This window comes from Streptomyces sp. NPDC002032 (assembly GCF_042890765.1).
In the GTDB taxonomy this organism is placed as follows: Bacteria; Actinomycetota; Actinomycetes; order Streptomycetales; family Streptomycetaceae; genus Streptomyces.
This window is the reverse complement of the sequence record NZ_JBIASM010000014.1, coordinates 107,947-130,496: the sequence shown is the minus strand read 5'-3', so window position 1 is coordinate 130,496 and position 22,550 is coordinate 107,947. Positions and strand designations below refer to the sequence as shown.

Here is a 22,550-nt window from a genome sequence, read left to right as displayed (position 1 = left end):
AGTACGGGGTGTCCCGCTGGTTCTGCGTCGAGGCGTGTCATGCGGGCGGCGTACCGTATGGCCGCGGAAGCAGGTACCGTTAAACCCCTACGGACGGTCTCTCCACGGAGAGCCCGCTCCGAACCATGAACGCGTGTCAGACTCTGGGGCCGTCGAGCCCCGTCACCGAGGGGGTCGAGCCATGGGGCGCGGCCGGGCCAAGGCCAAGCAGACAAAGGTCGCCCGCCAGCTGAAGTACAACAGCGGCGGGACTGACCTCTCGCGTCTGGCCAATGAGCTGGGCGCATCGCCGACAGAGCCGCTGCCTATCAGCGCGCCGGTCGAAGTCGATGACGATCAGGACGAAGACGACGACGACCCGTACGCCAAGTACGCGGCTCTGTACAACAGCGATGACGACGAGGACGAGGACGAAGAGTCCGGTCCGTCGGCGCACCGTCGCGGGGCTTGACGCGGAACAACTCCGCAGCGGGTGTCACCACCCGTGGCTCCCACACTCGTAAACACCGAAACCCGGCCCGGGGCATCGCCCAGGGCCGGGTTTCAGTGCTGCTCAGACCGCGTACGAACCGGTGAGGGTCGCGCCCTCGGCGTGCTCGCCCCGGTCCAGGATCTCGCCGGCCACCCAGGCGTCGACGCCTCGGTCGGCCAGGGCGGTCAGGGCGACGTCGACCGACTCCTGCGGGACCACGGCCATCATGCCGACGCCCATGTTCAGGGTCTTCTCCAGCTCCAGGCGCTCGACCGATCCGGCCTTGCCGACCAGGTCGAAGATCGCACCGGGCGCCCAGGTCGACCGGTCGACCGTGGCGTGCAGGTGGTCCGGGATGACCCGGGCCAGGTTCGCCGCGAGGCCGCCGCCCGTGATGTGCGAGTAGGCGTGCACCTCGGCCGTGCGCGTGAGGGCCAGGCAGTCCAGCGAGTAGATCTTGGTCGGCTCCAGCAGTTCCTCGCCGAGGGTCCGGCCGAGCTCCTCGACGTGCTGGTCCAGGGACATCCCGGCCTGGTCGAAGAGGACGTGCCGGACGAGCGAGTACCCGTTCGAGTGAAGGCCGGACGAAGCCATCGCGATGACGGCGTCACCCGCACGGATGCGATCGGCTCCGAGGAGGCGGTCGTACTCGACGACGCCCGTGCCCGCGCCCGCCACGTCGAAGTCGTCCGGGCCCAGCAGGCCGGGGTGCTCGGCGGTCTCGCCGCCGACCAGGGCGCAGCCGGCGAGGACGCAGCCCTCGGCGATGCCCTTCACGATGGCCGCGACACGCTCGGGATGCACCTTGCCGACGCAGATGTAGTCCGTCATGAAGAGCGGCTCGGCACCGCAGACGACGATGTCGTCCATGACCATCGCGACCAGGTCGTGGCCGATCGTGTCGTACACGCCGAGCCGGCGGGCGATGTCGACCTTGGTGCCCACCCCGTCGGTGGCGGAGGCGAGCAGCGGGCGCTCGTAGCGCTTGAGGGCGGAAGCGTCGAAGAGACCGGCGAAACCGCCGAGGCCGCCGAGGACCTCGGGGCGCTGCGTCTTCTTCACCCACTCCTTCATCAGCTCGACGGCGCGGTCGCCCGCTTCGATGTCCACGCCTGCGGCTGCGTAGCTGGCACCGGTGGTCTTCTCTGTCATGACAGGAGAGAGCTTTCGTGTCGTTACTGCGTGTGGTGCCGGGCCCTGGGAAAAGCCTCTGAAGACAGGGCCCGGCGCAGGTTGAACCGGGTGGGGAGGACCGCTACGGGCGACGGAGCGCGTCGGCGGCGTCCGTACCGCCCGCGAGCTCGGACTCCAGGAGCTGCTTGCCCAGGAGCTGCGGGTCGGGCAGCTCCATCGGGTACTCGCCGTCGAAGCAGGCCCGGCAGAGGTTGGGCTTCTGGATGGTCGTCGCCTCGATCATCGCGTCGAGCGAGATGTACGAGAGCGAGTCCGCGCCCATCGACGTGGCGATCTCGTCGACCGTCATGCCGTTGGCGATCAGCTCGGCCCGGGTGGCGAAGTCGATGCCGAAGAAGCACGGCCACTTCACCGGCGGGGAGGAGATCCGGATGTGGACCTCGGCCGCGCCGGCCTCGCGGAGCATCTTCACGAGCGCGCGCTGGGTGTTGCCGCGGACGATCGAGTCGTCGACGACCACCAGGCGCTTGCCCCGGATGACTTCCTTGAGGGGGTTGAGCTTGAGACGGATGCCGAGCTGGCGGATCGTCTGCGAGGGCTGGATGAAGGTCCGGCCGACGTAGGCGTTCTTGACCAGGCCGACGCCGAACGGGATCCCGCTGGCTTCGGCGTACCCGACGGCGGCGGGCGTGCCCGACTCCGGAGTCGATATCACCAGGTCGGCTTCGACCGGGGCTTCCTTGGCGAGGCGCCGGCCCATCTCGACGCGCGAGAGGTAGACGTTGCGGCCGGCGATGTCGGTGTCCGGGCGCGCCAGGTAGACGTACTCGAAGACACAGCCCTTGGGCTTCGCTTCCGCGAAGCGCGAGGTGCGCAGGCCGTTCTCGTCGATCGCGATGAGCTCGCCCGGTTCGACCTCGCGGACGAAGCTGGCGCCGCAGATGTCGAGGGCGGCGGTCTCGCTCGCGACCACCCAGCCGCGCTCCAGGCGGCCGAGGACCAGCGGGCGGATGCCCTGCGGGTCACGGGCGGTGTAGAGGGTCCCCTCGTCCATGAAGACGAGGGAGAAGGCGCCCTTGACCTGGGGGAGGACCTTGGTGGCCGACTCCTCGATGGTCAGGGGCTTGCCGTCCTCGTCGGTCTGGCCGGCGAGGAGGGCGGTGACCAGGTCGGTGTCGTTGGTGGCCGCCACCTGGGTGGCGCGGCCGTCCTGACGGGGGAGGTCGGCGACCATTTCGGCGAGTTCGGCGGTGTTCACCAGGTTGCCGTTGTGACCCAGGGCGATGGAGCCGTGGGCGGTCGCGCGGAAGGTCGGCTGGGCGTTCTCCCAGACGGAGGCTCCGGTGGTCGAGTAGCGGGCGTGACCGACCGCGATATGACCCTGGAGCGAGCCGAGAGAGGTTTCGTCGAAGACCTGGGACACGAGGCCCATGTCCTTGAAGACGAGGATCTGGGAACCGTTGCTCACAGCGATGCCCGCAGACTCTTGTCCGCGGTGCTGCAGTGCATACAGTCCGAAGTAGGTGAGCTTGGCGACCTCTTCACCCGGAGCCCAGACACCGAAGACGCCGCAAGCGTCCTGGGGGCCCTTCTCACCGGGGAGCAGGTCGTGGTTGAGTCGTCCATCACCACGAGGCACGGCTCCGAGTGTAGGCGAGATCGACCACTGGTCCGAATTGGGGACGCTCGGGAAAAGTCACAGTGCGGACAGTCTGGTTACCCGTGCGGAGGGTGACCGGGCGGGCGTCTCGGCATCCGGAATGCCCTGGTTGACAGGTGCCTGTGGGTTCGTACAGGCTTCCGGCTCATGCAGCCCCTCGGTGACCGAGCCGTCACCCTCGTCGAGCGCCGGCACGTGGACCTGGTCCGTGTCGCGAGCGCCATCTGTCGTAGCTGCGCGTAGTTCCGCCGCGCGCTGACGCGCGCCGTTCCTCCCCAGTGCCTCCTGCGTCCGGATCCCGGCGGCGTTTCCCGTCGCCGCGACCGCCGTTGCGGCGTTCCGCGCCCGGCGTCCGGCCGTCCCCCGGTCTTTCCCTCCCGTCCCGTCCAGGCCTGTCCCGTCGTGCCGTGCGCCGTCCCGCGCCGCCCCCGGGCAGGCCGACGGGCCATGCCCTGGAGTACTCGTGTCTTCGTACGAATCCCCCCTGTCCCGGCGTGCCTTCGGCGGCGCCGTCGGAGCGAGCGCGGCGGCCGCCGCGGTCGGGCTGGGCGCGAGCCCCGCAGCCGCTGCCGAGAGCCCCGCCGCGGGGTCCTCGGAGCGGGAGTTCCGGGCCGCGCGGGAGCGGCGTTCCCGGCGGCCGAACATCCTGTTCATCCTGGGCGACGACCTGGGCTGGGCCGACCTGTCCTCGTACGGCTCGCCGCACATCAAGACCCCGAACCTGGACCGGCTGGCCCGCCAGGGGGTGCGGTTCACCGACGCCTACTCGGGCTCGGCGACCTGCTCGCCGACCCGGTTCAGCCTGTACACCGGGCGCTATCCGGCCCGTACCAAGGGCGGTCTGGCCGAGCCGATCGCCGACAAGTCGGCTGGCCTGGAGCCGAGTCACCCGACGCTGGCCTCGCTGCTGAAGGAGGCGGGGTACGCCACCGCGCTCATCGGGAAGTGGCACGCGGGCTACCTGCCGGACTACAGCCCCACCAAGTCGGGCTGGGAGGAGTTCTTCGGGAACTTCGGCGGGGCGCTGGAGTACTACTCCAAGCTCGGCCTGGGCGGCGAGTACGACCTGTACGAGGGCGACGCCGAGTACAAGGACCTGCGCTACTACACGAGGATCATCACCGAGCGGGCGAGCGAGTACGTCTCCCGCGACCACCACGGCAAGCCGTGGCTGCTGAACCTCAACTTCACCACCCCGCACTGGCCGTGGATCGCCGACGGGGACACGAAGGAGAGCGCCGAGATCGTCCGGCGGATCAAGGCCGGTGACGGTCGGGCGCTGTGGCACCAGGACGGCGGCTCCGTCGAGAAGTACAAGCAGATGGTCGAGGACCTGGACCGGTCGGTCGGCGAGGTGCTGAAGGCGCTGAAGCGCTCCGGGCAGGAGGAGGACACCGTCGTGGTGTTCTCCAGCGACAACGGCGGCGAGCGCTTCTCGTACAACTGGCCGCTGTCGGGCAACAAGGCCTCGCTCCAGGAGGGCGGGATCCGGGTGCCGAACATCGTGCGCTGGCCCGCGCGGCTGGACGGCGGCCAGGTCAGCCGGGTGCCGGTGTTCAGCCCGGACTGGACGGCGACGCTGCTGGAGCTGGCCGGGACCCGGCCGCACCGCGCGTACCCGCTGGACGGGGTGAGCCTGGCCGGGTACCTGCTGCGCGGCGAGCAGGTGGCGGAGCGGAACCTGTTCTGGCGGGTGCGCGGGGAGCGGGCGCTGCGCCGGGGCGACTGGAAGTACTACCGGGGCAAGTCGGGGCGCGACCAGCTGTTCGACCTCGCCGGGGACCTGCGCGAGCAGGCCGACAAGGCGGCCGTGGAACCGGCCCGGCTGGCCGAACTGCGCGCGGCCTGGGAGAAGACGGACGCGGGGCTGCTGCCGTACCCGGCCTGAGGCCGCGCGCCCCCGCGCCGGGGTCATTCGGCGGCGGAGGCCGCCTCGGCGGTGAGGCCCTTGCCGTCGGGGGCGGTCAGGGTCAGGGTCCGCTCCTGGATCTTCCAGGTCAGGGGGCCCGCGGCGAACAGCGCGGTCAGGGCGCGCTCCTGTGCGCCGGCCGGGCCCTCGCAGGCCATCCGGGTGGTGGTCGGCGGGCCGACGGTGAGCGTGGCGCCCGCGACGGTGACGGGGGCGCTGAAGCGGTTGCAGCCGAGGCTGCCGCTCGCCGTGCCGTCGGGGGCGATGGTGAGGCGGGCGGGGCCGGGCGGGCCGGCGGGGGCGGCCGCGCCGTCGACCGATGCCACGGTCCAGGTGGTCGCGGTGAGCGGGGCGTTCGCGGCGGGCCGCTGCGAGCCGGGGCCGTCCGGGGTGAGGACGGCGTCGGAGGAGCCGCCCCGGCAGCCGGTGAGGGCGAGCGCGGCGAGCAGGGCGGCCAGGCCGGGGGCGAGGTGCCTGAGGGTACGCATGCCCCTGGGACGGGCCGGCGGCGCGGCCGGTTCCCCGGCTCGCCCGTTCAGCTCATCAGGGGCAGCAGCCCGGCCAGGTCGGCGCGCTCCCCGCTCGCGCTGACCCGGGCCGCGGCGAGCTCCGCCGCCCAGCCGCTGCGGCCCGTCGCGAGCCGGATCCAGGTGAGCGGGTCGGTCTCCACCACGTTGGGCGGGGTGCCGCGGGTGTGGCGGGGCCCCTCGACGCACTGGACCACCGCGAAGGGCGGGATCCGCACCTCCACGGAGCCGCCCGGCGCCTTCACGGCGAGGGCGTCGGCGAGCAGCCGGGTGCAGGCGGCCAGGGCCTGGCGTTCGACGGGGACGCCGAGGCCGGGCAGGGCCCGGTTGAGGTCGTCGGTGTGCACGACCAGTTCGACGGTCCGGGTGACCAGGAAGTCGGCGAGGGTCATGTCGCCGATCCACAGGTCCAGCACGCGGCTGCCCGGGCTCTGCTCCAGGGCCCCGGCCAGCGCGGCGGCGGCCCGCGCGTACAGCTCGGGGAGCGGGGCGCCGGTGAGGGTCTCCCGGGCGGCCTCGGAGATCTTCCCGGCGAGGGAGGCGGTGGCGAAGGGCCACTCGACGGCCGTCAGCTCGGGGACGGCGCCGGGCGGCCGGGCCAGGCCGGCGGCGAGGGAGTCGGCGATCCAGGCGACGTGCCCGGCGAGGTCGGCCACGCTCCAGTCCCCGACCCCGCTGGGCCGCGCGAGCTGCTCCGGGGTCAGCCCCCGTACGGCTTCGGCGAGGTGCCCGAACTGCGCGGTGACGGCCGCGCGGATCCTCGCCTGGTCGTAGGTGCGCGGCTTCTTCTTGACGGGCGGCATGGGGCGACCCTACTGGGGGAGGGTGACCTGGGTGCAGCCGTGACGGGCCGCCGCGTCCCGGACGTAGGCCCCGAACACCTCGGCGTAGCGGTCGCGGATGACCTGGGAGGCGTAGGTGCGGTCGGCCAGCAGGGTGAAGACGGCCGGGTGGCCCTGGCAACTGGCCGTCGCGTACGTCAGCGCGCCGCGTTCCCCCGCCGTGCCGGGCCCCACCGGGCTGGGCAGACGGCCGTCGCCGATGCCGACGGAGCCGCCGTCCTCGCCGAAGTAGGAGCGGGTCTCCAGCCACCAGGGGTCGCGGGTCAGGACGGCATGGAGGTCGACGTGGTCCCGGTCGGCGCGCGGCCTGGCGGTGTGGATCCGCTCCGTCTCGCCGGGACTGACCGCCAGCCGGCAGGTCTCCGTCCGGGCGGCGGCGGCCTGCGGGCTGCCGAGGGCGCGGTCGGGCAGGGCGCCGCGGTCCGTGGTGCGCAGCAGGGCGGCGTACCAGCCGCAGGCGTCGTGGCGGTCCCCGGTGGCCGGGCCCAGGGCCGTGGCCTGGGCGGGGAGGGCGTCGGGCAGCTCCGGCAGCCGGGTCGTGCAGCCCAGTTCGGCGGCCAGGCGCAGCGCGGCCGTGCGGGCGATCCGGGCGAGGGCGCGGCGGTCGGTGTCGGTGGCCCGGGAGTCCCCGGTGAGGGCGCTCGCCCGTACGGCGGTGGCGCCGGTCCCGGGCAGCGGGGTGGCGCACGGGGCGGTGACGGTGACGTCGCGGGCGCCGTAGTCGCCGAGGAGCCCGTCGCCCAGGGGGCGGCGCATCGTCGGGGCGGTCTGCGCGGTGAGGTCGGCCCGGGGGGCGTCGCCGCGTCCCGGGAAGGGGGCGCGGGGCACGGTGTCGAGCCGGTTCTCGGGCGGCCCGGCGGGCAGGACGCGGACCTTGAGCACGAAGTGCTGGTCCCCGTACTTCTTCCCGTCGATGACGGTCTGGAAGTCGCAGCTGTCGGGCAGCGAGACGAAGTCGACGGTGTTCTCGGCCCGGTCGGAGAGCCGCAGCCGGTCGACTCCGCCGCGCAGCCCGAGCACCTCGTCGCCGTCGACGAGTCCGGCGCAGGCGGAGGTGATCAGCGCGCGGCTTGCCCCGCGGGCCTGGTGCGTCGTGACGGCGTCGTACAGGCCCCAGCCGCCGAGGGCCAGGCCGGCGACGCCGGCGAGGAACACGAGCGCGTTGACCGCGTTGCGGCGTCGGCCTCGGTCGGGCAGCGGCCCGCCCCCCGTCGGCCCCATCGGTTCGAACATCCCCCACCCCGGTCCTTCGCACGGCCGCCCGGTACCCGACGGCATGATCGAAGTTATCAACCGGCTTGCGGAATCCGGCCGTTGCGCGCGTCTCGAACGCGTCACCGCCGGCCGGGGCGGCGGCGCGGCACGACGCGAGCCCCCGGCCGGAGGTCCGGCCGGGGGCTCGCGGTGGAGGGACGATCAGGCCAGCAGGGCCGGGATCGTCGCCTCGTGGGCCTCGCGGAGTTCGGCCAGGGGGAGCGTGAACTCGCCCTGGACCTCGATCTCCTCGCCGTCCACCACGCCGATGCGGGCCGCGGGCAGACCGCGGGCGCCGCACATGTCGGTGAAGCGGAGCTCCTCGCTGCGCGGGACGGCCACGATGGCGCGGCCCGCGGACTCGGAGAACAGGAAGGTGAAGGCGTCCAGGCCCTCGGGGACCACGACGCGGGCGCCGTTGCCGCCGCGCAGGCAGGACTCGGTGAGCGCCTGGATGACGCCGCCGTCCGACAGGTCGTGCGCGGCGTCGATCATGCCGTCGCGGGAGGCCGAGATCAGGATCTCGGCGAGCAGCTTCTCGCGGCCCAGGTCCACCTTGGGCGGCATCCCGCCGAGGTGGTCGTGGACGACCTGCGACCAGGCCGAGCCGCCGAACTCCTCGGCGGTGTCGCCGAGCAGGTAGAGCAGCTGGCCGGCCTCCGCGAACGCCATCGGCGTACGGCGGTTGACGTCGTCGATGACACCGAGGACCGCCACGACCGGGGTCGGGTGGATCGCGTTCTCGCCCGTCTGGTTGTAGAGGGAGACGTTGCCGCCGGTCACCGGGGTGCCCAGCTCGAAGCAGCCGTCGGCGAGGCCGCGGGTGGCCTCGGCGAACTGCCACATGACGTCCGGGTCCTCGGGGGAGCCGAAGTTCAGGCAGTCCGAGATCGCGAGCGGCTTCGCGCCGGTGGCGGCGACGTTGCGGTACGCCTCGGCCAGCGCCAGCTGCGCGCCCGTGTACGGGTCGAGCTTCGCGAAGCGGCCGTTGCCGTCGGTGGCCATCGCCACGCCGAGGTTGGAGTCCTCGTCGATGCGGACCATGCCGGCGTCCTCGGGCTGCGAGAGCACCGTGTTGCCCTGCACGAAGCGGTCGTACTGGTCGGTGACCCAGGACTTCGAGGCCTGGTTCGGGGAGGAGACCAGGGCCAGGACCTGCGCGCGGAGCTCCTCGGAGGTCTGCGGACGGGGCAGCTTGCCCGCGTCGTCGGCCTGGAGGGCGTCCTGCCAGGAGGGGCGCGCGTAGGGGCGGTGGTAGACCGGGCCCTCGTGGGCGACGGTGCCCGGGGGCACGTCCACGATCTGCTCGCCGTGCCAGAAGATCTCCAGGCGCTCGCCGTCGGTCACCTCACCGATGACGGTGGCGATGACGTCCCACTTCTCGCAGATCTCCATGAAGCGGTCCACGTACTGCGGCTCGACGATCGCGCACATGCGCTCCTGCGACTCGCTCATGAGGATCTCCTCGGGCGAGAGCGTCGCGTCGCGCAGCGGGACGGTGTCCAGCTCCACGCGCATGCCGCCGGAGCCGGCCGAGGCCAGCTCGCTCGTGGCGCAGGAGAGCCCGGCGCCGCCGAGGTCCTGGATGCCGGCGACCAGCTTCTCCTTGAAGATCTCCAGGGTGCACTCGATGAGGAGCTTCTCCTGGAAGGGGTCGCCGACCTGGACGGCGGGGCGCTTGGTGGGCTTGGTGTCGTCGAAGGTCTCGGACGCGAGGACCGAGACGCCGCCGATGCCGTCGCCGCCGGTGCGGGCACCGTAGAGGATGACCTTGTTGCCGGGGCCGGAGGCCTTGGCGAGGTGGATGTCCTCGTGCTTCATGACGCCGATGCAGCCGGCGTTCACGAGCGGGTTGCCCTGGTAGCAGGCGTCGAAGACGACCTCGCCGCCGATGTTGGGCAGGCCCAGGCAGTTGCCGTAGCCGCCGATGCCCGCGACGACGCCCGGCAGGACGCGCTTGGTGTCGGGGTGGTCGGCCGCGCCGAAGCGCAGCGGGTCGACGACCGCGACGGGGCGGGCGCCCATGGCGAGGATGTCGCGGACGATGCCGCCGATGCCGGTGGCCGCGCCCTGGTAGGGCTCGATGTAGCTGGGGTGGTTGTGCGACTCGACCTTGAAGGTGACCGCGTAGCCCTGGCCGACGTCGACGACACCGGCGTTCTCGCCGATGCCGACGAGCATCGCGTCGTTCGGCGGGACCTTCTCGCCGAACTGCTTCAGGTGGACCTTGCTGCTCTTGTACGAGCAGTGCTCGGACCACATGACGGAGTACATGGCGAGCTCGGCGCCGGTGGGCCGGCGGCCGAGGATCTCCCGGATCCGGGCGTACTCGTCCTCCTTGAGGCCGAGTTCCTTCCAGGGCTGGGAGGCGTCCGGGGTCTCGGTGGCGTTCTTGACGGTGTCGAGGCTCATGCGCTGACCAGCTTCTTCAGGACCGAGGTGAAGAACGGGAGGCCGTCGGTGCGGCCGGTCCCGATCAGCGGCTCGACCGCGTGCTCGGGGTGCGGCATGAGGCCGACGACGTTGCCCGCGGCGTTGGTGATGCCGGCGATGTCGCGCAGCGAACCGTTCGGGTTGACGTCCAGGTACCGGAAGGCCACGCGGCCTTCGGCCTCCAGTTCGTCGAGCGTGCGCTCGTCGGCGGTGTAGCGGCCGTCCATGTTCTTGAGGGGGACGGAGATCTCCTGGCCGGCGGTGTAGTCGCCGGTCCACGCGGTGTCCGCGTTCTCCACCCGCAGCTTCTGGTCGCGGCAGATGAAGTGGAGGTGGTTGTTGCGGAGCATCGCCCCCGGCAGCAGGTGGGCCTCGGTGAGGACCTGGAAGCCGTTGCAGATGCCGAGGACGGGCATGCCCGCCCTGGCCTGCTCGATGATGGTGCCCATCACCGGCGAGAACCGGGAGATGGCTCCGGCGCGCAGGTAGTCCCCGTAGGAGAAGCCGCCCGCGAGGACGACCGCGTCGACCTGGTGCAGGTCCTTGTCGCGGTGCCAGAGCGGGACCGGCTCGGCCCCCGCGAGGCGGATGGCGCGCAGCGAGTCACGGTCGTCGAGCGTTCCGGGGAACGTGACGACTCCGATGCGTGTGCTCACCGTCAGGCCTCGACCTTCACGGTGAAGTCTTCGATGACGGTGTTGGCGAGGAACGTTTCGGCCATCTTGTGGATGCGGTCGAGGGCGGCCTGGTCGACCGGTCCCTCCACCTCCAGTTCGAAGCGCTTCCCCTGGCGGACGTCGGCGATCCCATCGAAGCCCAGACGCGGCAGTGCACGCTGCACCGCCTGGCCCTGGGGGTCGAGGATCTCCGGCTTGAGCATGACGTCGACTACGACGCGTGCCACTGGCACTCCCGTGTGGTGGTTGGTGCGAAGGCGGTTCCCTCAGCGTACCCGGCGGAAATTTCTACGCGGGTAGATATCCTGCGGGGACGCCCGGCCCGCCGTTTGGGCTTCACCAACGCTTCGCAAAATCCACCGGAAAACCACGTGCCCGGCATTGCGGCGGGACACGCGGGGAGAATTAACTGGGCTTCGCTATTCAATGAGAATCACGGTACAAAGGAATCAGCCGGGATTCCGACGGTTTGATGCATTCCACCGAAACATCCACACAGGCGACATCACCGCACGTCAGCGAGCGACGGTGAGGGCGCACGAAGGGACCGATATCCGTGGCGCAACGCGTAGTAGTCACGATCTCCGACGACATCAGCGGCGGGGAAGCGGCGGAAACGGTCGTGTTCGCCCTGGACGGCAAGTCCTACGAGATCGACCTCAATGTGGCCAACGCAAAGAAACTGCGGAAGAGCCTGGCCCCCTTCGTGGCCGCGGGCCGCCGCCAGTCCCGTTCCGGGAAGGCCTTCAAGCACACGGCGATCGCCCCCGACCCGGCGGTCGTACGGGCCTGGGCCCGGTCCAACGGGCTCGACGTGCCGCCCCGCGGGCGCATCCCGAAGCGGGTCTACGCCGCCTACAACGAAGCCCACTGACCCCGGATTTGCCATCCACCCCCTCCGATCGGCTAGTGTGTGGATCACGCCGAGGGGCGAGGCCGAAAGGCCGGGCCCCGAAGTCGTGCGGGTGTAGTTCAGTAGCAGAACACCCCCCTTCCAGGGGGGAGGCGCAGTGTGCAATCCCTGTCACCCGCTCTGCACGCTTTACCGGCCACGGTTGTGGATCAGGTAGAGTGAGCTCGCAGAGCACGGCACTTGTGCCGTGGGAAGCATGCGGACGTAGCTCAGTTGGTAGAGCACCACCTTGCCAAGGTGGATGTCGCGCGTTCGAGTCGCGTCGTCCGCTCAGAAAGCAAAGGCCCCGATCATTGATCGGGGCCTTTGTCGTTGTCCGGCAGTCGTTGTCCGGCGCCGCCGCTCCCCCCATCCTTTATGTGGCACACGTCACCCCTCGATGACAAATGTCATCGCGGATCATGACGACGCACACTGCCGGTCCGGCCCGTACGCGCCGAGGCTGGGGGAACAGGGTCCGGGCGCGGTCCCGGCACACGAGGAACACCGGGGGACGTAGCCGTGTCGAAACTGACGGGGTGGTGGAAGCACCGCACCAGCGCGGGGAAGGTCGAGCTCTACACCCGCTGGTCCTTCCACTCCTTCGTGCTCATGGAGATCCTCGGGTTCGGGCTCTCGGGGCTGCTCTCCGCGCCCGACGGTCCGTCCGCCGCGGCCGGGGCGGCGGTGCTGCTGCTGGTCGGCGCGCACGCCGTACTCGTCGGCTTCCTGACCTCCAGGGCGCTGGACCGGATCGTCGGCAGCCGGGAGCGGCCGGTCCGGCTGGCGCTGGCGGTGGTGGCCGTGACGGCGGCCGGCTGTCTGGTCCTCCTCACCCTGCGCCGGACCGGGCGGCTCGACCAGCAGGTGGCGGCCGTGGCCGTGTCCGGGCTGGCCTGCTTCGGCTGCGGTTCGGTCGTGCTGTCCCTGGAGAAGGTCCGGCACATGCGGTACGTACCGCCGGCGACGGCGGGGAGCCTGGGCGCGGCCGTCTACGCCCTCGGAATGCCGCTGGGTGAGGCCCTCGGGTACGCGGTCGGGGTGCTGATCACCAGTTCGTTCCTGGCCGTCGCCTACGGGTTCTCCGGCTGGCTGCTCAACACCGTCCACGAGCTGGACCGGGCCCGTGAGCTCCAGGCGCAGCTGGCCGTGGCCGAGGAACGGCTGCGGTTCGGGCGGGACCTGCACGACGTGATGGGCCGCAACCTGGCGGTGATCGCGCTCAAGAGCGAGCTGGCGGTACAGCTCGCGCGGCGCGAACGGCCGGAGGCCGTCGACCAGATGATCGAGGTGCAGCGGATCGCGCGCGAGTCCCAGCGGGAGGTGCGCGACGTGGTGCGGGGCTACCGGGAGGCAGACCTCGCGGTGGAGCTGGAGGGCGCGCGCGGGGTGCTGAGCGCCGCCGGGATGGACTGCCGGGTCGAGTACGGGACGGCCGGCCTCGCGCTGCCCGCCGAGGTGCAGTCGGCGCTCGGCTGGGTGGTGCGGGAGGCGACCACGAACGTGCTGCGGCACGGGGACGCGCGCAGCTGCCTGATCCGGCTGACGGCGCAGGAGCCCTGCGGCACGGTGACCTTGCTGGTGGAGAACGACGGGGCGCCCGACGCCCCGGCGGGACCGCCCGGATCCGGGCTCGCGGGCCTGAGGGAGCGGCTCGCGGCGGTGGACGGGACCTTGCTGGCGGGACCGGCCGAGGGCGGCCGGTTCCGGCTGCGGGCCGAGATCCCGGGAAGCCGGACGGAACGAGTGGAGGTGCGGGCGTGAGCGCCGTACGGGTATTGCTGGCCGACGACGAACACCTGATCCGGGGCGCGCTGGCCGCGCTGCTGGGCCTGGAGGACGATCTGGTGGTGGTCGCCGAGGCGGCTTCGGGGCCGGAGGCCCTGGCGATGGCGCGGGCCCACCGGCCCGACGTGGCGGTGCTGGACCTGCAGATGCCGGGGGCCGACGGTGTGAGCGTGGCCACAGCGCTGCGGGCCGAACTCCCCGGCTGCAAGACCATGATCGTGACCAGTCACGGCCGTCCCGGGCACCTGAAGCGGGCCCTCGCGGCGGGCGTGCGGGCCTTCGCCCCGAAGACCGTCTCGGCCCAGCGGCTGGCCGAGCTGATCCGCACCGTGCACGCCGGAGGCCGTTACGTGGACCCGGAGTTGGCGGCCGACGCGATCAGCGCGGGGGACTCCCCGCTGACGGCCCGGGAGGCGGAGGTACTGGAACTCGCGGGGGACGGCGCGCCCATCGCGGAGATCGCGGAGCGGGCCTCGCTGTCGCAGGGGACGGTGCGCAACTACCTGTCCTCGGCGGCGACGAAGCTGGGCGCCGAGAACCGTCACACGGCAGTGCGTCTCGCACGCGAGCGGGGTTGGGTATAGTTGTCCTCGCGCTACGGCGCACAGGCGGACATAGCTCAGTTGGTAGAGCACCACCTTGCCAAGGTGGATGTCGCGCGTTCGAGTCGCGTTGTCCGCTCAGCTGGAGAAGGCCCCGGTCGGTGAATCCGATCGGGGCCTTCTTCGTGTTCCGGCCCCCGCGTCAGCTCCAGGTCTGGCCGGTGAGGCGCTCGTAGGCCTCGACGTACTTGGCGCGGGTCCGCTCGACGACCTCCTGCGGGAGGACGGGCGGCGGCAGTTCGCCCTTGGAGTCCCAGCCGGAGGCCGGGGAGGACAGCCAGTCGCGGACGTACTGCTTGTCGAAGGAGGGCTGCGCGTGGCCCGGCTCCCACTGGTCGGCGGGCCAGAAGCGGGACGAGTCCGGGGTGAGGACCTCGTCGGCGGCGACCAGGGTGCCGTCCGCGTCGCGACCGAACTCGAACTTGGTGTCCGCGAGGATGATCCCGCGCTCGCGGGCGATGTCGCGGGCGCGGCCGTAGACGGCGAGGGTGGTCTGGCGCAGCAGCGCCGCCGTCTCGGCGCCGGTGGTGCGCGCGACCTCCTCGTAGGGGACGTTCTCGTCGTGGTCGCCCACCTCGGCCTTGGCGGCCGGGGTGAAGATCGGGGCGGGCAGCTCGGAGCCGTCGACCAGGCCCTCGGGCAGGGCGAGTCCGCAGACCGTACGGGTCTTGCGGTACTCGGCGAGGCCGGAGCCGGTGAGGTAGCCGCGGGCCACGCACTCGACGGGGATCATGTCGAGGTTCTTGCAGACCAGGGCGCGGCCGGCCCAGTCGGCGGGGGCGCCGGCGGGCAGCTCGGTGCTGATGACGTGGTGGGGGACCAGGTCGGCGAGCTGGTCGAACCACCAGAGGGAGAGCTGCGTCAGGATGCGGCCCTTGTCGGGGATCTCGGTGGGCAGCACCCAGTCGGCGGCGGAGATGCGGTCACTGGCGACCATGACGAGTCGGCCGTCCTCGTCCCGGTAGAGGTCGCGGACCTTGCCGGTGTGGAGGTGGACGAGGCCGGGCACCTGCACCGGCTCGGGCTTTTCGACGAATCCGGGCACGGAGTCTCCCTGTGGTTCTGTACGAGCGCACGGCCATTCTCCCGCACGCGGGTCCGTGCGCGGGGCAGGGGGTGGCCGCCGCACCGGACCGTCCCGGGCCTAGGCGGTCAGTCGCGCTTGCAGATGCGGTCGAGGAGGTTGGCCGTGGCCCGCTGGATCCGTTCGTCGACGTGCCCGGGGCGGTCCAGCGCCGGGGACCAGGCGAAGGTGCCGGAGGCGAAGACGAGGGCGCCGCTGGGAGAGCGGTAGAGGGAGGTCTCCTGGTGGCGCTTGGCGCCCTCGCCGTCCGCGTACGGCGAGTGCGCGAGCAGGATCCGGTCCTGGTGCTCGGGGAGCTGGGTGCGCGGGAAGTACCGGTCGGCCTCGCCCGCCACCAGGCCGTCGAGCTCGTCGTTCTCGGTGGCGCCGGTGGACTCCCAGAGCCAGTGCGTGGCGTTGCGGACGACCAGGGGCGCGGGCTCGGGGACCCGTCCCGCGTACTGGATGCCGAGCAGCTGCTGTTCGGGGCGGTCGACTTCGCGCCACAGGCTGGGGCGGCCGGGGCCCCGGCGTTTTCGGCAGGTGAGGAGCCGGTCCTCGACCCCGGAGGGGGAGGGGCCCAGCTCGACCTGCCAGTACATGGTGTTGGCGGAGAGGAAGACGAGCGAGGTGCCGTGGTCGCGGGCGCTTTCGACGGTGCGGCGCATGGGGGCCGACCAGTACTCGTCGTGGCCGGGGAAGACGAGGCCCCGGTAGCGGGTGGGGTCGACGCGGCCGGCGTGCAGGTCGCGGGTGTCGGCGTAGGCGAGGTCGTAGCCGTAGCGCTCGGCCCAGCGGATGAAGTCGTAGGCGTGGCCGACGTGCAGGGGCAGGCCGGCGCCCGCGTAGGGGCGGTCGAAGGAGACCGTGGTGGCCGCGTCCCGTTCGCCGAGGAGGCGGCCCTCCTCGTCCCAGGCGTGGTAGAGGCTGGCGCCGGTGTGGCCGTCCTCGGGGTAGAGGTTGTAGGCCTGCCAGGTGATGTCGGGCAGGATCAGCAGGAGGTCGGCGGGCTCGTCGTCGCGGACCGTGAAGGGGATGTGGGAGCGGTAGCCGTCAGCGGTGGTCAGGACGGCGACGTACGCGCCGACGCTCCAGTACGAAGGCACCTGGAGCCGCCAGGACAGCCACCAGTGGTGGCAGGAGACGGTGCGGTCGGCGGTGAGCGGGGGCGGCTGGACGATCCCGGACAGCCGGGGGCTGGTGGTGATCTTGGAGGCGCCGTCGCCCGCGTAGTGACCGATCCGGTAGACGTCGACGGAGAACTGCTGGGGCGGGTCGACGGTGATGTGGAAGTCGATGGCCTCGCCGGGGGCCACCGGACCGTTCGAGGCGAAACCCTTGATCTGGCGGTGGACGTCGTCGGCGGTGAGCGGGCCGCCGCCGTTGCTGCGGGGGCGCGGGAGCTGGCCGGGGGCCAGGGACGGGTCCACGTACCAGGGGACGACCTGGCCGGTGTCGTCGAAGTACAGCTCGCTGCCGCGGAACCAGGGCAGGGGGCCCTGGCCGAAGGGGTCGTTGACCGCGTGCGCGAGCGCACCTGACTCCCACCGCCGGATCTGGTCCGCACCCATACCGCTCCCCTCCCTCGCTCCCCCGAACGCGTTTCCGTCACCTCGGTGCGGCGGGTTTCGGACACTCCCGCCGCGACCGGTCCCAGCACATCACATAACGCGCGCAGTCCGTCACCGTTCGTCGCGAATTGACGTGACCGGAACGTGGACCGCCGCTTTCAGACGAGGCGGACGGGCTTCTCGGGGCGTACGCCCACCTCCGCCAGCCAGTCCCGCAGCGGCTCCGGATCCCCCTCCTCGACGAGCGAGAGCACCCGGGGCGCCAGGTCGGCGCGGCGCTCGCCGCCGACCAGCAGGACCGGGCCGTCGAGCCAGTCCAGGCCGGGAGCCGCGCCCGCGGAGTCCACGGCCGCGCAGCACACCAGGGCGGTGACGTGGTCGGCCAGCAGGTCCCGGCCGGCGCGCGGGGGCTGGAGCGGGAACAGCGGGAGGGTGTCCGCGCCCCGGGAGCCGCCGGAGCCCGCGCGGGGGTCCGCGGTGCGCTCCTCGCGCGCCAGGTCCTCGCGGGCCAGGTCCGCGCTGAGCCGCCCGGCGAGGGCCTCTCCGGCGCAGCAGTCGCCGCCGGGATCGGTGAGGTACCCGAGCACCCGCTCCAGCGTCGGCCCGCCGAAGCCGTCCCCGGCGGGGGCGGGCGGGGCGGGGGCGGCCGGGTCGGGGGCGGCCGGTGCGGCTCCGGGGCGACCGGCGCCGCCCGCCGGGACGCGGACGGCATCCAGCGCGGCGTGCAGGCGGGTCGCCTCCGTACGCCACTGGCGGTCCACGACCTCCTCCGGATACGCCGCCCAGTCGACCGGCGACCAGTCGGGCCCGGTCTCGGCCGGACCCCCGTGGAACAGCCGGGCGGCCAGCAGCGAAGTGGCCTCGTCGATCACTCCGGGCCGCTCCAGCAGATCGCAGGCGGGGCGCTCGCCGAGCCGGGAGGTGAACTCCTCCGCGAGCCGGTCCCGGCGGGAGAGCTCGGTCAGGGCGGAGACCACCCCGGCGTCGAGGTGCGTGGGCCAGCGGCCCATCCGCCAGGCGGGCAGCGCGACCCGGGTCAGCAGCCGGTCCCAGCCCGCGTAGGCGAGGCCGACCTGCTCCTGGGCGACGATGCGCAGCCCGTAGTCCACGTCGTGGGCGCGGTCCGAGGCGGCCGCGGCCACGCCGCGCTCCATCTCGGCGGCGTCGTTCTGGCAGAGCCTCAGCAGCAGCCGGGCCGGGTGTGCGATCCAGCCCAGGCCGGGCCGGCTCCCCACGTCCACGGCGGCGTCGAGCCCGCGCACGAAACCGCGCGCGTCGGCTATGTCCGGATGCGCGGAGGGGCCCGTACCGGCGACGACGGGCGCGAGGACGGCCCGTAGCTCCGCGACGCGCATCCACCACAGGAACGGCGAGCCGATCACCAGCACGGGGGCCGCGCCGGGCTCGGACTCCGGACCGGCGGATATGGCGGTGCGGCGGTGGGCCGGATGCGTACGGTCCTCCAGCCAGCTGTCGCAGTCGGGGGTGAGGGCTATCGCGGAGGGCGCCGGAACGTCCATCCGGTCGGCGAGGTCGCGCACCAGGCGGTAGAGGTCGGGGGCGGCGGACTCGGGCAGCGGCACCGTCGGCGTCACGGCGGGACCGGCCCACAGTACGACGGCGCCGAAGATCCCGCCCACGAGCAGGACCAGGACGGCGACCGCGCACACGGCCAGGGTCACCGCCGGCCAGGGGTCACCTGCCAGCCGGCCCGTCATCCGGGCGGACACGAGCACCACCGCGAGGGCGGCGGGCAGCAGCACGGCGGCCAGTGCCCTGCTGCGGACCCGCAGCACGGCGAGGGCCCGCGAACGCGCGGACGGTGCGCCCACTTCTGCGATCGAACCTGTTGCGGACACGGCCGGACCTCACCCCCTCTGCCCTGCGGCGGCGTAGCTCACTCCCCCACTGTGACACCCGCCACCGACATCGCAATGCCGGTGGGCCATGTGCCGGAATGCTTCCGCCGCACCCTAGTTGGGGCGGGCGCGGACGTCAGGCGGTCCGGGTGACGATCACCCGATGGAATGGCTTTGGGTAAAGGTGGGTGCGTTCGAACGCGGCCGGATGCAGTCGCACGCGAACGGACGCGGACACGCGCGCGGGCCCGGTGCGCGTCTCCCGCGCCCCGGGCCCGTCCCGCCACGACCCCGCCGGTCAGCGGCCTTCGGCCGCCTTGGCCGCGATGTCCGTGCGGTGCTGCGCGCCGTCGAGCCGGATCCGCGCGACCGCCTTATACGCCTTCTCCCGCGCCTGTGCCAGGTCGGAACCGGTCGCCGTCACCGACAGCACGCGACCGCCCGCGCTGACGACCGCGTCGCCCTCGCGGCGGGTCCCGGCGTGGAGCACGTAGGCGTCGGGGGCGTCCTGCTCGGCCACCTCGTCGAGGCCCTCGATCGGGTCCCCGGTGCGGGGCGTCTCCGGGTAGTTGTGGGAGGCGATGACCACCGTGACGGCGGCGTCGTCGCGCCAGCTCAGCGGCGGCTCGGCGTTCAGGGTGCCCTGGGCGGCGTTCAGCAGGACGCTCGCCAGCGGGGTCCGCAGCCGGGCGAGGACCACCTGGGTCTCCGGGTCCCCGAAGCGGGCGTTGAACTCGATGACCCGGGTGCCGCGGGAGGTGATCGCGAGACCGGCGTAGAGCAGGCCGGAGAAGGGGGTGCCGCGGCGGCGGAGCTCGTCGACGGTCGGCTGGAGCACCAGCTCCATGACCTCGTCGACCAGCTTGGGGTCGGCCCAGGGGAGCGGGGAGTACGCGCCCATGCCGCCGGTGTTGGGGCCCTCGTCGCCGTCCAGCGCGCGCTTGAAGTCCTGCGCGGGCTGGAGGGGCAGGACGGTGACGCCGTCGGTGATGGCGAAGAGGGAGACCTCGGGGCCGTCGAGGTACTCCTCGATGACGACCCGGTCGCAGGCCAGCGCGTGGGCGCGGGCTACGGCCCGGTCCTCGGTGACCACGACGCCCTTGCCGGCCGCGAGGCCGTCGTCCTTGACGACGTAGGGGGCGCCGAAGGCGTCGAGGGCCTCGTCGACCTCCTCGGCGTCGGTGCAGACGTAGCTGCGCGCGGTGGGGACGCCGGCCGCGGCCATCACGTCCTTCGCGAAGGCCTTGGAGCCCTCCAGCTGGGCGGCCGCGGCCGTGGGGCCGAAGCAGGGGATGCCGGCCGCGCGGACGCTGTCGGCGACCCCGGCGACCAGGGGCGCCTCGGGGCCGACGACGACCAGCCCGGCGCCGAGCTCGGCGGCCAGCCGGGCCACGGCGGTGCCGTTGAGGGCGTCGACCGGGCGCAGCTCCGCCACCTCGGCGATGCCGGCGTTGCCGGGGGCGCAGTACAGCGCGGAGACGTCGGGGTCGAGGGACAGAGAGCGGCACAGGGCATGTTCGCGGGCGCCGCCGCCGATGACGAGGACCTTCACGCCGCCCAGGGTAGCCCGGACGGCGTGGCGCGTTTCGTGCGGCCACCCAATGACGGGTGGCTACTCGTTCGTGTATTCCTCCACAACGGTGGCTCCGAGCTCGCGCACGATGAGGTCGTGTCCGGTCAGCGCGGTGTCGACGAGGTCGGGGTCGTCCGCCTCCGGTACGTCGTCCTCGGGGGCGACCGGCGGGGGCGCCTGCCGGACGGGCGGCTGCTGGGACGGCGGCGAGGCCGACTGCTGGGGCGACTGGTACTGCTGCTGCGGGGCGGAGCCCTGGTGCTGCTGAGGCTGCTGCTGCGGGGCGGGCTGCGGCGGGCTGTAGGCGGGCGCGGCCGGGGCGCCGTACGAGGACTGCTGGACGGGGGCCGGGCCGCCGCCGCCCCCCACCACGGCGTCGATCTTCCAGTTGACCTGGAACTGCTCGGCCAGCACCGCCTTGAGGACCTCCTCGCTGCCGCTGCTCGCGAAGTTGTCGCGGGCTCCGGGGTTGGGGAAGCCGAGCTGGAGGGTGCTGCCGTCGAAGCCGGTGACCTGGGCGTTCTGGCTGAGCAGGATCCAGGTGAAGCGGCGGCGGTTCTTGACGGCCTCCAGGATGCCGGGCCACATCGCCTGGACCTGTCCGGCGCCGGCGGCCATGCCCGGGGAGGACGTGGCGGGGGCGGCGGCGGCCGGCTGGGCGGCGGCCGGGGCGGGAGCGGAGGCCGGGGACGGGGCGTGGGCTCCGCTGCCGGGCGCGGCGGCGCTGGGCCAGGCACCGGCGGCCGGCTGCGCGGGGGCCGCCGGGGCGGGGGCGGCGGCCGGGCCCTGGGGCGCCGCGGCGCCCGGCCAGGCGCCGGGGGCACCGCTGCCGGGCTGCGCGGCTCCGGGCCACGCGCCGGGGGCGGGGGCGGCCGGGGCGGCCGGGGCGGGGGCCTCAGCCGGGGCCGGAGCGTGGACCGGGGCAGGGGCCGGGGCGGCGGCCGCCGGAACCGGGGCCTCCTCGGGCCCGGGACCCCGTACGGCGGCCCGCGCGGCGGCGACCCCACCGCCCGGCCCGGCCGGGGCCATGGCGTGCGCCTCGGGCGCGGGAACGTAGCCCATGGCGGGCGGGGCCTGCGCGGCCTGCGCGGCGAACGCGCCGGCGGGCGGCCCGCTGCGCTCCAGCCGGTCGAGACGGGCCTGGAAGGAGCGCTCGTCGTCGAAGGCGGCCGGGAGCAGCACCCGGGCGCAGATCAGCTCCAGCTGGAGCCGCGGCGACGTCGCGCCCCGCATCTCGGTGAGTCCGGCGTTGACCAGGTCGGCGGCGCGCGACAGCTCGGCGGCGCCGAACACGGAGGCCTGGGCCTGCATCCGCTCCACGACATCGGCGGGGGCGTCGATGAGCCCCTTCTCCCCGGCGTCGGGCACGGCGGCGAGGATCACCAGGTCGCGCAGCCGCTCCAGCAGGTCGGCGACGAACCGGCGCGGGTCGTTCCCGCCCTCCACCACGCGGTCGACGACCTCGAAGGCGGCGGCGCCGTCCCCGGAGGCGAAGGCGTCGATGACGGAGTCGAGCAGCGAGCCCTCGGTGTAGCCGAGCAGGGAGGTCGCCATGGCGTACGTCACACCGTCATCGGCGGCGCCGGCCAGCAGCTGGTCCATGACGGACATGGAGTCACGGACGGACCCGGCCCCGGCGCGCACGACGAGCGGCAGCACGCCGTCCTCGACCTTGGCGCCCTCGCGCCCGCAGACCTCGCCCAGATACTCCCGCAGGGTGCCGGGCGGTACGAGCCGGAAGGGGTAGTGGTGCGTCCTGGACCTGATCGTCCCGATGACCTTCTCGGGCTCGGTCGTCGCGAAGATGAACTTGAGGTGCTCCGGCGGCTCCTCGACCACCTTCAGCAGGGCGTTGAAGCCCGCCGAGGTGACCATGTGGGCCTCATCGATGATGTAGATCTTGTACCGGCTCGACGCGGGCCCGAAGAAGGCCTTTTCCCGCAGGTCACGGGCGTCGTCCACACCACCGTGGGACGCGGCGTCGATCTCGATGACATCGATGGAACCCGGCCCGTTGCGGGCCAGGTCACGGCAGGACTGGCACTCGCCACAGGGCTCCGGGGTAGGACCCTGCTCACAGTTCAGGCAGCGGGCCAGGATCCGCGCGCTGGTCGTCTTCCCACAGCCGCGCGGCCCGCTGAACAGGTACGCGTGATTGACCCGGTTGTTCCGCAGGGCCTGCATCAGCGGTGCAGTGACATGCTCCTGCCCGATGACCTCGGCGAACGACTCGGGACGATAGCGGCGGTACAGCGCAAGGGACGACACGTCTACGAGGTTATCCGGGCCCGCCG

Annotated in this window: 19 protein-coding genes and 3 tRNA genes; 9 read left to right on the top strand and 13 right to left on the bottom strand. The window is 72.9% G+C overall.

Features of this window, described 5'->3' with window-relative positions:
• Window positions 1-181: 181 nt before the first annotated feature.
• The gene (locus ACFYYT_RS27745; protein ID WP_351823942.1) at window positions 182-451 is read left to right on the top strand and encodes a DUF3073 domain-containing protein; all 270 of its coding nucleotides are present in this window, start codon (window positions 182-184) and stop codon (window positions 449-451) included.
• A gap of 102 nt (window positions 452-553) precedes the next feature.
• Here ACFYYT_RS27745 and purM read toward each other — a convergent pair whose 3' ends face one another.
• Window positions 554-1,624 carry a phosphoribosylformylglycinamidine cyclo-ligase gene (purM, locus tag ACFYYT_RS27740; RefSeq protein ID WP_351823939.1) on the bottom strand — a complete coding sequence of 357 codons (1,071 nt, stop codon included), beginning with the start codon at window positions 1,622-1,624 and terminating at the stop codon, window positions 554-556.
• A 103-nt stretch (window positions 1,625-1,727) separates the two neighbouring features.
• Window positions 1,728-3,245, bottom strand: a complete 1,518-nt coding sequence (gene purF, locus ACFYYT_RS27735) for an amidophosphoribosyltransferase (protein ID WP_351823936.1) — start codon at window positions 3,243-3,245, stop codon at window positions 1,728-1,730.
• 168 nt (window positions 3,246-3,413) lie between these two features.
• Between purF and ACFYYT_RS27730 the strand changes: the two genes are divergently transcribed.
• Both ACFYYT_RS27730 and ACFYYT_RS27725 read left to right on the top strand, forming a co-directional pair.
• The gene (locus tag ACFYYT_RS27730) at window positions 3,414-3,509 is read left to right on the top strand and encodes a putative leader peptide (RefSeq protein WP_351823933.1); all 96 of its coding nucleotides are present in this window, start codon (window positions 3,414-3,416) and stop codon (window positions 3,507-3,509) included.
• A 220-nt stretch (window positions 3,510-3,729) separates the two neighbouring features.
• Window positions 3,730-5,154 carry a sulfatase-like hydrolase/transferase gene (locus tag ACFYYT_RS27725; protein ID WP_351823930.1) on the top strand — a complete coding sequence of 475 codons (1,425 nt, stop codon included), beginning with the start codon at window positions 3,730-3,732 and terminating at the stop codon, window positions 5,152-5,154.
• 23 nt (window positions 5,155-5,177) lie between these two features.
• Here the strand turns inward: ACFYYT_RS27725 and ACFYYT_RS27720 are convergent, their stop codons facing one another.
• The 6 genes from ACFYYT_RS27720 to purS all read right to left on the bottom strand — a co-directional run bounded on the left by ACFYYT_RS27720 (window position 5,178) and on the right by purS (window position 11,135).
• Window positions 5,178-5,663 (bottom strand): META domain-containing protein, encoded by a 486-nt coding sequence (locus ACFYYT_RS27720; RefSeq protein WP_351823927.1) that lies wholly within the window; start codon window positions 5,661-5,663, stop codon window positions 5,178-5,180.
• 47 nt (window positions 5,664-5,710) lie between these two features.
• Entirely contained in the window at window positions 5,711-6,505 is a 795-nt protein-coding gene (locus tag ACFYYT_RS27715) for a sterol carrier family protein (protein ID WP_351823924.1), read from the bottom strand.
• Window positions 6,506-6,514: 9 nt separating this feature from the next.
• Window positions 6,515-7,777, bottom strand: coding sequence for a hypothetical protein (locus ACFYYT_RS27710; protein WP_351823921.1), 1,263 nt, complete (start codon window positions 7,775-7,777; stop codon window positions 6,515-6,517).
• A 183-nt stretch (window positions 7,778-7,960) separates the two neighbouring features.
• Window positions 7,961-10,210, bottom strand: a complete 2,250-nt coding sequence (gene purL, locus ACFYYT_RS27705) for a phosphoribosylformylglycinamidine synthase subunit PurL (protein ID WP_351823918.1) — start codon at window positions 10,208-10,210, stop codon at window positions 7,961-7,963.
• Window positions 10,207-10,887 (bottom strand): phosphoribosylformylglycinamidine synthase subunit PurQ, encoded by a 681-nt coding sequence (gene purQ / locus ACFYYT_RS27700; protein ID WP_351823915.1) that lies wholly within the window; start codon window positions 10,885-10,887, stop codon window positions 10,207-10,209. The genes purL and purQ overlap by 4 nt, the downstream gene beginning before the upstream one ends.
• A 2-nt stretch (window positions 10,888-10,889) precedes the next feature.
• The gene (gene purS / locus ACFYYT_RS27695; RefSeq protein ID WP_042801325.1) at window positions 10,890-11,135 is read right to left on the bottom strand and encodes a phosphoribosylformylglycinamidine synthase subunit PurS; all 246 of its coding nucleotides are present in this window, start codon (window positions 11,133-11,135) and stop codon (window positions 10,890-10,892) included.
• 329 nt (window positions 11,136-11,464) lie between these two features.
• On the opposite strand from purS, the gene ACFYYT_RS27690 reads away from it, so the two are divergent.
• The 6 genes from ACFYYT_RS27690 to ACFYYT_RS27665 all read left to right on the top strand — a co-directional run bounded on the left by ACFYYT_RS27690 (window position 11,465) and on the right by ACFYYT_RS27665 (window position 14,269).
• Window positions 11,465-11,782 carry an Lsr2 family protein gene (locus tag ACFYYT_RS27690; RefSeq protein WP_351823911.1) on the top strand — a complete coding sequence of 106 codons (318 nt, stop codon included), beginning with the start codon at window positions 11,465-11,467 and terminating at the stop codon, window positions 11,780-11,782.
• 87 nt (window positions 11,783-11,869) lie between these two features.
• Window positions 11,870-11,941, top strand: a tRNA-Gly gene (locus ACFYYT_RS27685).
• Window positions 11,942-12,019: 78 nt separating this feature from the next.
• A tRNA-Gly gene (locus ACFYYT_RS27680) sits at window positions 12,020-12,092 on the top strand.
• Between the two features lie 230 nt (window positions 12,093-12,322).
• Window positions 12,323-13,564, top strand: a complete 1,242-nt coding sequence (locus ACFYYT_RS27675; protein ID WP_351823908.1) for a histidine kinase — start codon at window positions 12,323-12,325, stop codon at window positions 13,562-13,564.
• The gene (locus ACFYYT_RS27670; RefSeq protein ID WP_351823905.1) at window positions 13,561-14,172 is read left to right on the top strand and encodes a response regulator transcription factor; all 612 of its coding nucleotides are present in this window, start codon (window positions 13,561-13,563) and stop codon (window positions 14,170-14,172) included. Before ACFYYT_RS27675 ends, ACFYYT_RS27670 begins: the two co-directional genes overlap by 4 nt.
• Before the next feature lie 24 nt (window positions 14,173-14,196).
• Window positions 14,197-14,269 (top strand) — tRNA-Gly (locus ACFYYT_RS27665).
• A 63-nt stretch (window positions 14,270-14,332) separates the two neighbouring features.
• Here ACFYYT_RS27665 and ACFYYT_RS27660 read toward each other — a convergent pair.
• The 5 genes from ACFYYT_RS27660 to ACFYYT_RS27640 all read right to left on the bottom strand — a co-directional run bounded on the left by ACFYYT_RS27660 (window position 14,333) and on the right by ACFYYT_RS27640 (window position 22,524).
• Window positions 14,333-15,235 carry a phosphoribosylaminoimidazolesuccinocarboxamide synthase gene (locus tag ACFYYT_RS27660; protein WP_351823902.1) on the bottom strand — a complete coding sequence of 301 codons (903 nt, stop codon included), beginning with the start codon at window positions 15,233-15,235 and terminating at the stop codon, window positions 14,333-14,335.
• A 107-nt stretch (window positions 15,236-15,342) separates the two neighbouring features.
• Complete coding sequence (locus ACFYYT_RS27655) at window positions 15,343-16,824, bottom strand: N,N-dimethylformamidase beta subunit family domain-containing protein (RefSeq protein ID WP_351823899.1); 1,482 nt, start codon at window positions 16,822-16,824, stop codon at window positions 15,343-15,345.
• 158 nt (window positions 16,825-16,982) lie between these two features.
• Window positions 16,983-18,683, bottom strand: coding sequence for a hypothetical protein (locus ACFYYT_RS27650; RefSeq protein WP_351823896.1), 1,701 nt, complete (start codon window positions 18,681-18,683; stop codon window positions 16,983-16,985).
• Window positions 18,684-18,981: 298 nt separating this feature from the next.
• Window positions 18,982-20,235, bottom strand: coding sequence for a phosphoribosylamine--glycine ligase (gene purD, locus ACFYYT_RS27645; protein ID WP_351823893.1), 1,254 nt, complete (start codon window positions 20,233-20,235; stop codon window positions 18,982-18,984).
• A 60-nt stretch (window positions 20,236-20,295) separates the two neighbouring features.
• On the bottom strand, window positions 20,296-22,524 hold the full coding sequence (locus tag ACFYYT_RS27640) for a DNA polymerase III subunit gamma and tau (RefSeq protein ID WP_388609590.1): 2,229 nt from the start codon (window positions 22,522-22,524) through the stop codon (window positions 20,296-20,298).
• Between the last annotated feature and the right edge of the window lie 26 nt (window positions 22,525-22,550).